This is a genomic window from Streptomyces sp. NBC_00028 (genome assembly GCF_045041065.1).
In the GTDB taxonomy this organism is placed as follows: Bacteria; Actinomycetota; Actinomycetes; order Streptomycetales; family Streptomycetaceae; genus Streptomyces.
Map to the genome: position 1 here is coordinate 7,739,333 of NZ_CP108293.1, position 13,630 is coordinate 7,752,962.

Here is a 13,630-nt window from a genome sequence, read left to right on the forward strand (position 1 = left end):
GTTCGCTCGAAACCATTAGGGTTTCGGTGGTCATAGCGTGAGGGAAACGCCCGGTTACATTCCGAACCCGGAAGCTAAGCCTTACAGCGCCGATGGTACTGCAGGGGGGACCCTGTGGGAGAGTAGGACGCCGCCGAACAATCTTTGGAAGGACCCCTGGTCCCAGCGTTCAGCTGGGACCAGGGGTCCTTTTGTTTTTACAATGCTTGCAGTACCGAGACAGGAGTCACCCATGTCCACCAACTCTCCCGACGATCGACCGGAGCGCGACCAGCGGCGACGGGACAGTGGTGACCGCGGCGATCGCGGTGACCGTGGCGGATACCGCGGTGGCGACCGGGGTGACCGCGGTGACCGTGGCGGCTTCCGGCGTGACGACAGCCGCGGTGGCGACAGCCGCGGTGGCGGCTACCCCCGACGCGACGACAGCCGGGGCGACAACCGGGGCGGCGGCTACGGCCGGCGTGACGACCGGGGCGATCGTGGCGGGGACCGCGGAGGCTTCCGGCGTGACGACAACCGTGGCGGAGACAGCCGCGGTGGCGGCTACCCCCGACGCGACGACCGGCGCGACGACCGACGTGACGACCGACGTGACGGCGACCGCGGGCCTCGCCCGGCCTTCCGACGTGACGACCGTCCGAGCGGGCCGCGCCGTGACGACCGTGACCGCGGCTTCCGCCGTGACGGTGACCGCCCTGCCTTCCAGCGGGACGACCGAGACCGCGGCCAGCGTCGTGACGACGACCGTGGGCCGCGTCCGGCCCCCCGTCGGGACGACAACCGGGGCGGTGGCTACGGCCGGCGTGATGACCGGGGCGATCGTGGCGGGGACCGCGGAGGTTTCCGGCGCGATGACAACCGCGGTGGCGACAACCGCGGTGGCGGCTACCCCCGACGCGACGACCGGCGCGACGACCGACGTGACAACGACCGGGGTGGCTTCCGCAGGGACGACCGCGACCGCGGCGGGTTCCGCAATGACGACCGTGACCGTGGTTTCCGGCGTGACGACCGGGGCGATCGTGGCGGGGACCGCGGAGGTTTCCGGCGCGACGACAACCGCGGCGGCGGATACGAGCGCCGCGACGACCGGCGGGATGACCGCCGTGGCGACGACCGTGGGCCGCGTCCGGCGTTCCGTCGGGACGACAATCGTGGCGATGACCGCGGTTCGCGCCCTGCCTTCCGTAGGGACGACAACCGTGGCGACGACCGTGGGCCGCGTCCGGCGTTCCGTCGGGACGACAACCGTGGCGGCGACAACCGCGGTGGCGGCTACCCCCGACGCGACGACAGCCGGGGTGACCGGCGCGACGACCGTGGGGGCTTCCGTGGCAGGGACGACCGAGGTGGACCTCGGCGGGATGACCGCGGTGGCCGCCCCAGCGGGTTCCGTGGACGTGACGACCGGCGTGACGACAGTCGGGGCGGCTACGGCCGCGGGGACGACCGGCGTGGCGGCGGCCGTTTCCGGGACGACCGGGACCGGGACCGTGAGCCGATCAAGCGGCTGCCGATCCCCGAGGACGTCACGGGCGACGAGATCGACGGCGACGTACGCCAGGAGCTGCTGAGCCTGCCGAAGACGCTCGCGGAGGACGTGGCCAAGAACCTGGTCATGGTCGCCCGGCTCATCGACGAGGACCCCGAGCGCGCGTACGCGTACTCCAAGATCGCGCTGCGCCTCGCGTCGCGCGTGGCTGCCGTACGTGAGGCGGCCGGGTTCGCGGCGTACGCCAACCAGAAGTACTCCGAGGCGTTGGCCGAGTTCCGGGCCGCGCGGCGGATGACCGGCAGCGCGGAGCTGTGGCCCGTCATGGCCGACTGTGAGCGCGGGCTCGGGCGGCCGGAGAAGGCGCTGGACATGGCCGGGGCGCCCGAGGTGAACAAGCTGGACAAGGCCGGGCAGGTCGAGATGCGGCTCGTCGCGGCCGGTGCCCGGCGTGACATGGGACAGCTGGACGCGGCCATCGTGACGCTGCAGAGCCCCGAACTGGCCGCCAACTCGGTGCAGCCGTGGACCGCGCGCCTGCGGTACGCCTACGCCGACGCGCTGCTCGCCGCCGGCCGTGAGGACGAGGCGCGGGAGTGGTTCGCCAAGGCCGTCGAGTCCGACAAGGACGGCAGCACGGACGCCTCGGACCGGCTCGCCGAGTTGGACGGTGTCGAGTTCGTCGACGCCATCGACGAGAACGAGCACGAGAGCGGGAACGAAGGCGACAGCGAGGTCCGGAGCGGCGGGGGCGTCGAGGTCGTCGAGGCCGAGGACGACGAGGACGACGAGGACGACGACAAGGACTGACGTCCATGAGTGAAAGGGCGGGACCCCGGCACCGGGGTCCCGCCCTTTCACGTGTTCTTCGCGTGTTCAGAGCTCCAGCGCGCGCAGGACCAGGCCCGACGCCGGCTTCGGGCCGAAGGACGTCGACTTGCGGGGCATCGTGACGCCCTGGCGGGCCAGGTCGCGGACGACCTCCTCGCGGACCGGGTGCAGAAGGACGGCCGTACCGCCGTCGCGTTCCGCCTTGCGGACGGTGGCGGCCGTGTCGTGGATGTAGGCGATGCGGGTGGGGTCGTCCTCGGGGATGTGCCAGACGTGGGCGAGGAGCGTGGCGTGCAGGACCGTCGCGTCCAGGGTGCGCCAGGCCGCGGGACGGTCGACGGGGATCGTACGGGCGAGGAGGCCCGGGTCCGGGCGGTCCAGGAGGTGGAAGGCGCCGTCGCCGGCGAGGAGGAAGGCGTTGCCCGCGCAGGCGGCGTCGGCCAGCACATCGAGTGCCTGGGAAAGAGGGACGTCGAGGCGTCGTACGCGGAACAGGCCGTCGAGCGAGGCCAGGGCGTCCGCCACCGGCAGGCCGTGCAGGAGGCGGTGGATGGCGCGGACGCGGAGCGGATAGCGGGCCGTGTCGACCAGGAGGACGAGGCCGTAGTCCCAGGGGCTGGGGGAGGGGTTCTCCGCGCGGAGGCGGCGGTATGTCGCCCAGCGGTGGTGGCCGTCGGCGATGAGGGCCTGGTGGTGGGCGAGGTCGGACTGGATGCGGGCCAGGTCCGCGGGGTCGGTGACGGACCACAGGCGGTGGCTGTAGCCGTCCTCGGTGGTGGTGGAGAGAAGCGGTTCCTGCTCGGCCGTACGTTCGACCACGGCGGTGGTGCCGGCGGTGGTGTCGTTGCCGCGGTAGGTCAAGAGCAGGGGCTCCAGGTTCGCGGAGGTGGCGCGCATCAGGGCCGCGCGGTCGGCGACGACGTGCGGCATGACGTCCTCGTGGGGCAGGACCACCTGGTCCGCGGGGTCCGAGACGCGCAGGGCGCCGATGATGCCGCGTTGCAGCAGGCCGGCGCCGTCGCGCTGCTCGTACACGTACAGGCCCGGCACCGGGTCGGCGGCGAGGACGCCGTCGGCGAGCCAGCGGCGCAGGGTCGCGGCGGCCTGTTCGTTCCGGGCGGCGGGGGTGGTCGCCTGCGGGAGGATCAGGCGGACGATGTTGTGCGGGTCGTTGGACTGCAGGTGGTAGAGGCCGTCGGGGCGTACGACGACGTCGTACGGCGGGGACGTCACGGCGGCCAGACTGCCGACCCGGTCGGGGTCGTAGCGAAGGCCTCGGAACGGGGTGAGTTCCAGGCCCCGGCGCGCCATTGCTTCCGAGTGACCTGCGGTGTTCATCCCGGCATCGTACGTGTGTCAGTGGCGTGCGAGATGATCGGGGGAAAGCCGTCGAGCGAGGAGCGATGTGGAATGAGCCAGAGCGTCAGGACGAGGCCCGAGGGCAGTGGCCAGGCCCTGAGCGAGGCGTACGACACCGCGCTGCTCGACCTCGACGGTGTGGTGTACGCGGGTGGGAACGCGATCGTGTACGCGGTCGAGTCGCTGGCCACCGCTCGGGCGGGTGGGATGCACCTCGCCTATGTCACCAACAACGCGCTGCGGACGCCCGACACCGTGGCGGAGCATCTGACCGAGTTGGGGATACCGACCGGGGCCGATGACGTGATCACGTCCGCCCAGGCCGTCGCGCGGCTGATCAGCGAGCAGGTGCCGGAAGGTTCGCGCGTCCTCGTGATCGGCGGGGAGGGGCTGCGGGTCGCCTTGCGGGAGCGGGGGCTCGTGCCGGTGGAGTCGGCGGACGACGATCCGGCGGCCGTGGTGCAGGGATTCGGTGGGCCCGATCTGCCGTGGGGGCGGTTCGCGGAGGCTTCGTATGCCGTCGCGCGCGGGGTGCCGTGGTTCGCGTCCAACACCGATCTGACGATTCCGAGCGGGCGGGGCATCGCGCCGGGCAACGGGGCCGCGGTGGAGGTCGTGCGGATCGCGACCGGGGCCGAGCCGCAGGTGGCGGGGAAGCCGTTGCCGCCGATGCACCGGGAGACGATCCTGCGGACCGGTGCCGTACGGCCGCTGGTGGTGGGGGACCGGCTTGACACGGACATCGAGGGGGCGTTCAACGGAGAGGTCGACTCGCTGCTCGTACTGACCGGTGTGACGGACGGGGCGCAGCTGCTGGCCGCGCCGCCGCAGCACCGGCCGACCTATGTCGACGCGGATCTGCGGGGGTTGCTGACCGGGCAGCCGGAGGTCGTCGAGGCGGACGGTGGCTTCCGGTGCGGGGGGTGGATCGCCACGGCCGCGGGCGAGCGGCTGGAACTGGCCGGTGACGGGGAGGCGTTGGACGGACTGCGCGCGTTGTGTGCGGCGGCCTGGACGGCGGCGGGCGACGGGGCGTGCGAGCTGGACGGGTGGAAGGCGCTGGCGCGGCTGGGGTTGTAGCCCGGGGTCTCCTTGTGAACCCGGGCAGCGGGATCGTGGCTGGATCGGAGGGTAGGCTAACCTAACTGCGTGTTGGTCGACAGTCCTCCCGAACAGCGCGCGGAAACCGCCCCCGCGCCCCCAACCCGCCGGGCGATACGTGTCCTTGGGTTGCTCGTGTCCGTCGTGATCCTGGTGCTCGTCGCGTTGGCGAGCATCGCGATCGGGGCGAAAGAGCTGTCCCTGGGGCAGGTGTGGCACGGCCTGTTCGAGGAGTCCGGGACCTACGGCGACGTCGTGGTGACCGAGCGGCTGTGGCGGACCCTGCTCGGCCTGCTGGCCGGGGCCGCGCTCGGGCTGGCCGGGGCGGTCCTCCAGGCGCTCACCCGTAATCCGTTGGCCGACCCGGGGCTGCTCGGGATCAACGCGGGTGCGTCCGCGGCGGTCGTCACCGCCATGACGTACTTCGGGGTCACGAGCCTGAGCGGGTACGTGTGGTTCGCGTTCTTCGGCGCGGCCGCGGTCGGGGCGCTGGTCTGGTTCCTCGGGGGCAGTCGGGGGGCGACGCCGGTGCGGCTGGCGCTCGCCGGTACGGCGATCAGCGCCGCGCTCTACGGCTACCTCCAGGCCGTGATGATCACGGACGAGGCGGCGCTCGGCAAGATGCGCTTCTGGACCGTGGGCTCGCTGACCTCGGCGAGCGAGTCGACGATCCTTCAGGTGCTGCCGTTCCTCGCGGGCGGCACGCTCCTCGCTCTGGCGCTCGCCCGGCCGCTGAACGCCATGGAGATGGGCGACGACACGGCACGCGCCCTCGGCGCCAACCTCAACCGGACGCGGGCGCTGTCGATGCTCGCCGCCGTCGTGCTGTGCGGGGCGGCGACCGCGGCCTGCGGGCCGATCGTGTTCGTCGGCCTGATGGTCCCGCATGTCGTGCGCTCGTTCACCGGTCCCGACCTGCGCTGGATCCTGCCGTACGCGGCGATCCTGTCGCCCGTGCTGCTGCTCGGCGCCGATGTCATCGGCCGGGTGGTCGCCCGGCCCGCGGAGCTTCAGGTCGGCATCGTGACCGCGATCATCGGTGGCCCGGTCTTCATCTTTCTCGTACGACGGCGGAGGACGGCACAGCTGTGAAGACCAACCGTGCCGAGCGCTCCCCCCGCGCAAACCGTGCCGTCAGGACGCCCGGCGGACTGTCGTTCCGGCTCGACGTCCGGGCCTTCGTCGTCGTACTCCTCCTGCTGGCCGCCGCGCTCGCGGCGAGCGTCGTGCTGATCGGCACCGGCGACTTCCCGATCTCGGCCGGGGACGTGCTCAGGACGCTGATGGGCGACGGGAACGCGGGGCAGGAGTTCATCGTCAACGAGCTGCGGCTGCCGCGCGTGCTGGTCGGGCTGCTGGTCGGGGCCTCGCTCGGACTCGGCGGGGCGCTGTTCCAGGCCGTGTCGCGCAACCCGCTGGGCAGTCCGGACATCCTCGGGCTCGGGCAGGGGGCGACGGCCGGGGCGCTCACCGTGATCGTGCTGTTCTCCGGGAGCGCGGGCGAGGTCACCGTCGGCGCGCTGGTCGGCGGCCTCGGTGCCGGACTCGCCATCTATCTGCTCGCCTGGAAACAGGGGGTGCACGGATACCGGCTCGTTCTGGTCGGTATCGGGGTGTCCGCGATCCTCACGGCCGTCAACGGCTATCTGCTGACCAAGTCCACCATCACCGAGGCCGCCCAGGCCGTCGTCTGGATGACCGGCTCGCTCAGCGGGCGGGACTGGGAGCAGGTGTGGCCGCTGCTGTGGCTGTGCGCCGTGCTGGTCCCGCTGGTCCTCGGCAACGCGCGGGCGCTCAGGATGATGGAGATGGGCGACGACGTGTCCCACGCCCTCGGCGTGCGCGTCGAGCGCACCCGGGCGCTGCTGATGGTGGCCGCCGTGCTGCTCACCGCGACCGCGACCGCCGCCGCGGGCCCCGTCAGCTTCGTGGCGCTCACCGCGCCGCAGCTCGCCCGCCGGCTGACCCGCTCGCCCGGCCCGAACCTGCTGCCGTCGCTCTGCATGGGCGCGGCCCTGCTGGTCACGGCCGACTGGCTCTCGCAGAAGGTCTTCGGCGCCGACCAGATGCCGGTGGGCGTGGTCACCGGTGTGCTCGGCGGCGTGTACCTGCTGTGGCTGCTGGTCACCGAGCGGAAGGCGGGCCGGATATGAGCGCCGCCGGCCGCGCCGACCGCACCCTGAACAACCGAAGGAGCACCGTGAACCGCCTCTCCGCCGACGACGTCACCCTCGCCTACGACCAGCGCGTCATCGCCGAACAGCTGTCGGTGGAGATCCCCGACAACTCCTTCACGGTGATCGTCGGCCCGAACGCGTGCGGCAAGTCGACGCTGCTGCGGGCGCTGTCGCGGATGCTGAAGCCGAGTCAGGGCCGGGTGCTGCTCGACGGGCAGGTCATCCAGTCGATGCCCGCGAAGAAGGTCGCGCGGACGCTGGGGCTGCTGCCGCAGTCGTCGATCGCGCCGGACGGGATCACCGTCGGCGACCTGGTCGGGCGCGGCCGGTACCCGCACCAGGGGCTGCTGCGCCAGTGGTCGACCGAGGACGAGCGGGTGGTCCAGGAGTCGATGGCACAGACCGGCGTCGCCGAGCTCGCCGACCGGTACGTGGACGAGCTGTCCGGCGGTCAGCGCCAGCGCGTGTGGATCGCGATGGCGCTCGCCCAGCAGACGCCGCTGCTGCTCCTCGACGAGCCGACGACCTACCTGGACATCCAGCACCAGATCGACGTCCTGGACCTGTGCGCCGAGCTGCACGAGGAGCAGGGGCGCACGCTGGTGGCCGTGCTGCACGACCTCAACCACGCCGCGCGCTACGCCACCCACCTGATCGCCCTCAAGGGCGGCAGTGTCATCGCCGAGGGCGCGCCGAACGACATCGTCACGGCCGAGCTGGTCGAGGAGGTCTTCGGGCTGCGCTGTCAGGTGATCGACGACCCGGAGACGGGGACGCCGCTGGTGGTGCCGGCGGCGCGCAAGGCACGCGCGCGGGACGAGGCGCGGGTGGCGGTCAAAGAAGCTTCCTGAGCTGGAACAGGTCGCGCAGGCCGGCCTCCAGCTTCACCCGCCCCGAGCCCCAGGCCTTCGCGAAGTTCAGCTCGCCGTCCACCAGGGCGATCAGGTCGTCGCCGGTCATGGTCAGCCTGATCTGGGCCTTCTCCTTCGGCGGGCCCTGGAGCGTGTCGTGCACGACGATCCGGCCGCCGGTCATCCTGCCGACGAACGTGACGTCCAGGTCGGTGATCCGGCAGCTCACCGAGCGGTCCAGGGCCGCCGCTGTCGCGGCGTCCCCCTCGGCGCGCTGCATGGTGTCCGAGAGCTTTTCGAGTGCGGCGCGGCACTCCTCGATCGTGGCCATCGCGATCGACGGTACAGCAGCCCTTCGGGGTAGCGTCGGGGCATGAGTGACGCAGCCCCGGAGACGGACACCCTCCAGGAGCCGGAGCACGACCCCGCCGCCCCGGCCCCCCTGAACGTCCCCCGCACGCCCACCGGCAACCCCGAGGTCGACGCCCAGCTGGAGCGGCTGGCCGATGCCGACCACCTCGCCACGGACGGACACGTCGAGGTGTACGAGGATGTACACCGGGGGCTGCGTGACGCGCTGACCGCGCTCGACGCCCGGCCGGGGCCTCCGGCGCCCTCATCGTCGTACGAACACAGGAGCTGAACCGAACGTGGCAGGAGTCGCACGTCTTCGTCTCGACGCGGAGCTGGTCCGGCGCAAGCTCGCGCGCTCGCGCGAGCACGCCAGCCAGCTGATCGCGGCCGGACGGGTCACCGTCGGCAGGACCGTCGCGACCAAGCCCGCCACACAGGTGGAGAAGGCGGCCGCGATCGTGGTTCAGGACGACGACGGCGATCCCGACTACGTGTCCAGGGGCGGGCACAAGCTCGCGGGCGCGCTGGCGGTGTTCGGGCCGGGGGGGCTCGTCGTCGAGGGGCGGCGGGCACTGGACGCCGGGGCGTCGACCGGCGGGTTCACCGATGTGCTGCTGCGGAACGGGGCCGCGCATGTCGTCGCTGTGGACGTCGGGTACGGGCAACTCGCGTGGACTCTGCAGAGCGATGAACGCGTCACCGTCAAGGACCGTACGAACGTACGCGAGTTGACGCTTGAAGCGATCGATGGGGAACCTGTGGATCTTGTCGTGGGGGATCTGTCCTTCATCCCGCTCGGGCTGGTGCTGCCGGCCCTGGCGCGGTGTGTGAAGCCGGACGCCGACCTGGTGATGATGGTCAAGCCGCAGTTCGAGGTGGGGAAGGAACGGCTGGGCAGTGGGGGAGTCGTACGGAGCACGCAGCTGCGGGCGGAGGCCGTGCGGGGAGTGGCCGAGAAGGCATGGGAACTGGGGCTCGGGGTGAACGGGGTCACGGCCAGTCCGTTGCCCGGACCCTCGGGCAATGTCGAATACTTTCTGTGGCTGCGTGCCGGGGCGCCCGCCCTGGATCCGGCCGACGTTGACCGTGCAGTGGCGGAGGGGCCTCGTTGACACAGAACCGAGCTCGTACTGTTTTCCTGCTCGCCCACACCGGCCGGCCTGCGGCGATCCGCAGCGCCGAGCTGGTCGTGAAGGGGCTGCTGCGCGAGGGCATCGGCGTACGGGTACTGGAGTACGAGGCCGCCGACCTGCCGCTTCCGGAGGAAGTGGAGCTGGTCAAGGAGGCGACTCCGCAATGCCTCGACGGGTGTGAGCTGCTGATCGTGCTGGGCGGCGACGGGACGCTGCTGCGCGGCGCCGAGTTCGCCCGGGCGTCCGGGGTGCCGATGCTGGGCGTCAACCTCGGGCGGGTGGGCTTCCTCGCCGAGGCCGAGCGGGACGACCTCGACAAGGTCGTCGACCGGGTGGTCACGAAGTCGTACGAGGTCGAGGAGCGGATGACCGTTGATGTGGTGGTCCACAGCAACGGGGACATCGTGCACACCGACTGGGCGCTGAACGAGGCGGCGGTGCAGAAGGCCGGCGCCGAGAAGCTGCTTGAGGTGGTCCTGGAGATCGACGGGCGGCCGGTGACCGGGTTCGGGTGCGACGGCATTGTGCTGTCCACGCCGACCGGGTCCACCGCTTATGCGTTTTCCGCTGGTGGGCCTGTGGTGTGGCCCGAGGTCGAGGCGTTGTTGATGGTGCCGATCAGTGCGCACGCGCTGTTCGCGAAGCCGTTGGTGACCTCGCCGGATTCCGTGCTGGCTGTGGAGGTTCTGCCGCACATTCCGCCGGGGGTGTTGTGGTGTGACGGGCGGCGGACGGTGGAGTTGCCGCCGGGGGCGCGGGTCGAGGTGCGGCGGGGGGCTGTGCCGGTGCGGCTTGCTCGGCTGCACCATGCGTCGTTTACCGACCGGCTGGTGGCGAAGTTCGCGTTGCCTGTTTCTGGGTGGCGGGGGGCTCCGCACTAGAGTCCGGGGGCCGAATGATCGTTGGCGGGTGCGGGTTCGCGGGGGCTGGTCGCGCAGTTCCCCGCGCCCCTGGGCATCTCCACTCGCCCGGGTGACAGGGCGCCTCGCACTCTCGCGCCCTTACCTCGTAAGGTCTTCACCGTGCTGGAAGAGATGCGGATACGGTCGCTCGGAGTCATCGACGATGCCGTCGTCGAGCTGTCGCCCGGGTTCACGGCTGTCACCGGTGAGACGGGTGCGGGCAAGACCATGGTGGTCACCAGCCTGGGGCTGCTGCTCGGTGGGCGGGCGGACCCGGCGCTCGTGCGGATCGGGGCCGAGAAGGCGGTCGTGGAGGGGCGGATCGCGCTGCCCACGGGCTCCTCGGCCGTGCTGCGGGCCGAGGAGGCGGGTGCCGAGCTCGACGACGGGGCGCTGTTGATCAGCCGTACCGTTTCCGCCGAAGGGCGGTCCCGGGCGCACCTGGGCGGGCGGAGCGTGCCGGTCGGTGTCCTCGCGGAGCTCGCCGACGAGCTGGTCGCCGTGCACGGGCAGACCGATCAGCAGGGCCTGCTGAAGCTGTCGCGGCAGCGGCAGGCGCTGGACCGGTACGCCGGGGACGCCGTCGCCGTGCCGCTCGCCAAGTACGGCGAGGCCTACCGGCGGCTGCGGGCCGTCGCCGTCGAGCTCGACGAGATCACCACACGCGCGCGTGAGCGGGCCCAGGAAGCCGACATGCTGCGCTACGGGCTCGACGAGATCGCCGGTGTCGAGCCGCGCGCGGGTGAGGACGCCGAGCTGGCCGAGGAGGCCGAGCGGCTCGGGCACGCCGAGGCGCTGTCGTCCGCCGCCACGGCCGCACACGCGGCCCTCGCCGGGAACCCCGAGGACCCCGAGGGCATCGACGCCGCGACGCTGGTGGCGGGGTCCCAGCGGGCCCTGGACGCCGTACGGTCCTACGACCCCGCCCTCGCCGCGCTCGCCGACCGGATCGGGGAGATCGGGATCCTGCTGGGGGACGTGGCCGGGGAGCTGGCGGGGTACGCCGACGATCTCGAAGCCGATCCCCTGCGGCTGGCGGCCGTCGAGGAGCGGCGGGCCGCGCTCACGGCACTGACACGGAAGTACGGCGAGGACGTCGCCGCCGTGCTGACCTGGGCCGAGCAGAGTGCCGCGCGGCTGACCGAGCTGGACGGGGACGACGAGCGGATCGGGGAGCTCACCGACGAGCGGGACGCGTTGCGGGCGGAACTGGGTGGGCTGGCGCAGGCGTTGACCGACGCACGGGCGGAGGCGGCCTCGCGGTTCGCCGCTGCCGTGACCGCCGAGCTGGCCTCGCTGGCCATGCCGCACGCGCGGGTCTCCTTCGACATCCGGCAGACCGAGGACGCGGAGGGCGTGGAGGTCGGCGGCCGGACTGTCGCGTACGGCCCTTCCGGTGTCGACGAGGTCGAGCTGCTGCTCGCCCCGCACCCCGGTGCTCCGCCGCGGCCCATCGCCAAGGGGGCCTCCGGTGGTGAGCTCTCGCGCGTGATGCTCGCCGTGGAGGTCGTCTTCGCGGGGACGGATCCGGTGCCGACCTATCTCTTCGACGAGGTCGACGCCGGTGTCGGTGGCAAGGCGGCGGTCGAGATCGGGCGGCGGCTCGCGAAGCTGGCCAAGTCCGCGCAGGTCGTGGTCGTCACCCATCTGCCGCAGGTCGCGGCCTTCGCCGACCGGCAGCTGCTGGTCGAGAAGACCAACGACGGGTCCGTCACGCGCTCCGGGGTGAAGGTGCTCGAAGGGGAGGAGCGGGTACGGGAGTTGTCCCGGATGCTGGCGGGCCAGGAGGACTCGGAGACGGCTCGGGCTCATGCGGAGGAGTTGTTGGCGGCGGCGAAGGGGGACGGCGGGTAGGCGTTACCGCCGCTCCGCGGACCTTGGGACGAGGCGGCCGCCGGCGGTGCCGGAGTACGGGCTTTTCTCACCCGTGTGAGTGACCCTCCCCACCTCCACCCCGAACCCGCACACTCCCGGCGTTCCCGGAACACCCGTGCGTACTGGCATCCTTGGGCCAGCACGCAGTACGCGTAGGAAGCGCGCGGTACACCCCTCCGCTCGACAGCTTCTGTACGTTTCCTCGTGACCGCCCGACGCCGAACCAGGAGCCCCGGCCACGTGAGCCACGTGAGCAGCCACTCACCGCACGGTCAGTCACCGCTGCGCACCGTGCAGGTGCTCGGCGGCGGCAACGCCGGCAGCAGCGCGCATGTGCGCTCGCTGACGTCCGGGCTCGTCGCGAGGGGCGTGAAGGTCACCGTGTGCGCCCCCGTCGAGGCGGATCGCCTCTACGACTTCACGGGCGCCGGTGCCGACCATGTGCACGTGCCGAGAAGCAGTGACCCGGGCTCCGTGTCCGCGCTGCGAGCGGCCTGCTCCGACGCCGATCTCGTCCACGCGCACGGACTGCACGCTTCGTTCAGGGCCGTCCTCGCGCTGAGCGGGCGGAGTACTCCGCTCGTCGTGACCTGGCACGACCGGGCGCACGCGGAGGGCGCGCGGGCCCATCTCGTGCGGCTGCTGGAGCGGCGGGTCGTGAAGGCCGCGTCCGTGGTGCTGGGCGCGACCTCGGCCCTCGTCGACCGGGCCCGCACCACCGGTGCCCGGGACGCGCGGCTCGCCGCCGTCGCCCTGCCCGGCGCTCGCGGGGCCGTGCGGCTGGAGGACCCCGACCGGCCGCGGCCCAAGGTGCGGGCCGAACTCGGTGCCACCGGGCGGCCGTTGCTGATGGCCGTCGGCTCGCTCGACCGGCATCGCGGCTACGACACCCTGCTGGACGCCTCGCGCGCGTGGCGGGTGCTCGATCCGATGCCGCTCGTCGTGATCGCCGGGGAGGGGGCGCTGCGGGGCGAGTTGCAGCGCCGGATCGAGGACGAGGAGCTGCCCGTCCGGCTGATCGGCCGACGCGACGACATCGCCGAGCTGCTCGCCGCCGCGGATCTCGCCCTGGTGTGCAGCAGTTGGGAATCGCGCTCCCTCCTCGCCCAGGAGGCCCTCCACGCGCGCGTGCCGCTCGTCGCGACGGGCGTCGGCGGCATGCCCGAACTCGTGGGCGACGCCGCCGAACTCGTGCCGTACGGGGATGTCCAGGCGCTCGCGGACGCCGTCGTGCGGCTGCTCGGTGACCCGGCGCGGTGCGAGGAGCTGCGGGAGAAGGGCGTACGGCAGGCCGCGACGTGGCCGACGGAGGACGAGACCGTCGCCCAAGTGCTCAGTGTGTACGACGAGTTGACCCAGCCGCGCCCGCTGGTCTAGGGCCTGTCCGGCGGATCATGCCGCAGACGCGGGGTCTGGCACGTCGGCCTGCGGCGTTGTCGTCGGTTGACGACTCCCCCACTCTCGGCTGCGCTCGAGCGGGAGGGGCCCCCATCGCGTCGCCGCCCTCCTCCGCCTTGCAGTCCACCGCACCAGACCCCGCTCACCTGCGTTG

Annotated in this window: 13 protein-coding genes and 1 rRNA gene; 12 read left to right on the forward strand and 2 right to left on the reverse strand. The window is 72.2% G+C overall.

All coding sequences use genetic code 11. The annotated features are described in order from the left end of the window. Positions 1-22: 22 nt before the first annotated feature. From rrf to OG885_RS34900, 3 genes are all read left to right on the forward strand, one after another. Positions 23-139 (forward strand): 5S ribosomal RNA (gene rrf, locus OG885_RS34890). Between the two features lie 67 nt (positions 140-206). Next, a complete protein-coding gene (locus tag OG885_RS34895; protein ID WP_405743204.1) occupies positions 207-1,577 on the forward strand; it encodes a hypothetical protein in 1,371 nt (456 codons plus the stop codon). Further along, positions 1,514-2,305 carry a tetratricopeptide repeat protein gene (locus OG885_RS34900; protein WP_405743009.1) on the forward strand — a complete coding sequence of 264 codons (792 nt, stop codon included), beginning with the start codon at positions 1,514-1,516 and terminating at the stop codon, positions 2,303-2,305. The genes OG885_RS34895 and OG885_RS34900 overlap by 64 nt, the downstream gene beginning before the upstream one ends. A gap of 66 nt (positions 2,306-2,371) precedes the next feature. Here the strand turns inward: OG885_RS34900 and OG885_RS34905 are convergent, their stop codons facing one another. After that, positions 2,372-3,664 (reverse strand): DUF1015 domain-containing protein, encoded by a 1,293-nt coding sequence (locus tag OG885_RS34905; RefSeq protein ID WP_405738364.1) that lies wholly within the window; start codon positions 3,662-3,664, stop codon positions 2,372-2,374. A 72-nt stretch (positions 3,665-3,736) separates the two neighbouring features. On the opposite strand from OG885_RS34905, the gene OG885_RS34910 reads away from it, so the two are divergent. From OG885_RS34910 to OG885_RS34925, 4 genes are all read left to right on the forward strand, one after another. Beyond that, entirely contained in the window at positions 3,737-4,765 is a 1,029-nt protein-coding gene (locus OG885_RS34910) for an HAD hydrolase-like protein (protein ID WP_405738366.1), read from the forward strand. A gap of 69 nt (positions 4,766-4,834) precedes the next feature. Continuing rightward, positions 4,835-5,878, forward strand: a complete 1,044-nt coding sequence (locus OG885_RS34915) for a FecCD family ABC transporter permease (RefSeq protein ID WP_405738369.1) — start codon at positions 4,835-4,837, stop codon at positions 5,876-5,878. After that, entirely contained in the window at positions 5,875-6,939 is a 1,065-nt protein-coding gene (locus OG885_RS34920) for a FecCD family ABC transporter permease (RefSeq protein ID WP_405738371.1), read from the forward strand. Before OG885_RS34915 ends, OG885_RS34920 begins: the two co-directional genes overlap by 4 nt. After that, complete coding sequence (locus tag OG885_RS34925) at positions 6,936-7,814, forward strand: ABC transporter ATP-binding protein (protein WP_405738374.1); 879 nt, start codon at positions 6,936-6,938, stop codon at positions 7,812-7,814. Before OG885_RS34920 ends, OG885_RS34925 begins: the two co-directional genes overlap by 4 nt. Here the strand turns inward: OG885_RS34925 and OG885_RS34930 are convergent. Beyond that, on the reverse strand, positions 7,798-8,145 hold the full coding sequence (locus OG885_RS34930) for an SCP2 sterol-binding domain-containing protein (protein WP_399957364.1): 348 nt from the start codon (positions 8,143-8,145) through the stop codon (positions 7,798-7,800). The two genes, OG885_RS34925 and OG885_RS34930, sit on opposite strands and share 17 nt — an antisense overlap. Before the next feature lie 42 nt (positions 8,146-8,187). Here OG885_RS34930 and OG885_RS34935 point away from each other — a divergent pair, with 42 nt between their 5' ends. The 5 genes from OG885_RS34935 (at position 8,188) to OG885_RS34955 (ending at position 13,455) form a co-directional block, all read left to right on the forward strand. Continuing rightward, complete coding sequence (locus OG885_RS34935; RefSeq protein WP_405738378.1) at positions 8,188-8,457, forward strand: hypothetical protein; 270 nt, start codon at positions 8,188-8,190, stop codon at positions 8,455-8,457. A 7-nt stretch (positions 8,458-8,464) separates the two neighbouring features. Further along, positions 8,465-9,280 carry a TlyA family RNA methyltransferase gene (locus OG885_RS34940; RefSeq protein WP_405738381.1) on the forward strand — a complete coding sequence of 272 codons (816 nt, stop codon included), beginning with the start codon at positions 8,465-8,467 and terminating at the stop codon, positions 9,278-9,280. Further along, positions 9,277-10,182: an NAD kinase gene (locus tag OG885_RS34945; protein WP_079312609.1), complete on the forward strand. Its 906-nt coding sequence runs from the start codon at positions 9,277-9,279 to the stop codon at positions 10,180-10,182. Before OG885_RS34940 ends, OG885_RS34945 begins: the two co-directional genes overlap by 4 nt. Positions 10,183-10,335: 153 nt before the next feature. After that, a complete protein-coding gene (recN, locus tag OG885_RS34950) occupies positions 10,336-12,057 on the forward strand; it encodes a DNA repair protein RecN (protein WP_405743011.1) in 1,722 nt (573 codons plus the stop codon). A gap of 261 nt (positions 12,058-12,318) precedes the next feature. Further along, complete coding sequence (locus tag OG885_RS34955) at positions 12,319-13,455, forward strand: glycosyltransferase family 4 protein (protein WP_405738384.1); 1,137 nt, start codon at positions 12,319-12,321, stop codon at positions 13,453-13,455. Positions 13,456-13,630: the final 175 nt, after the last annotated feature.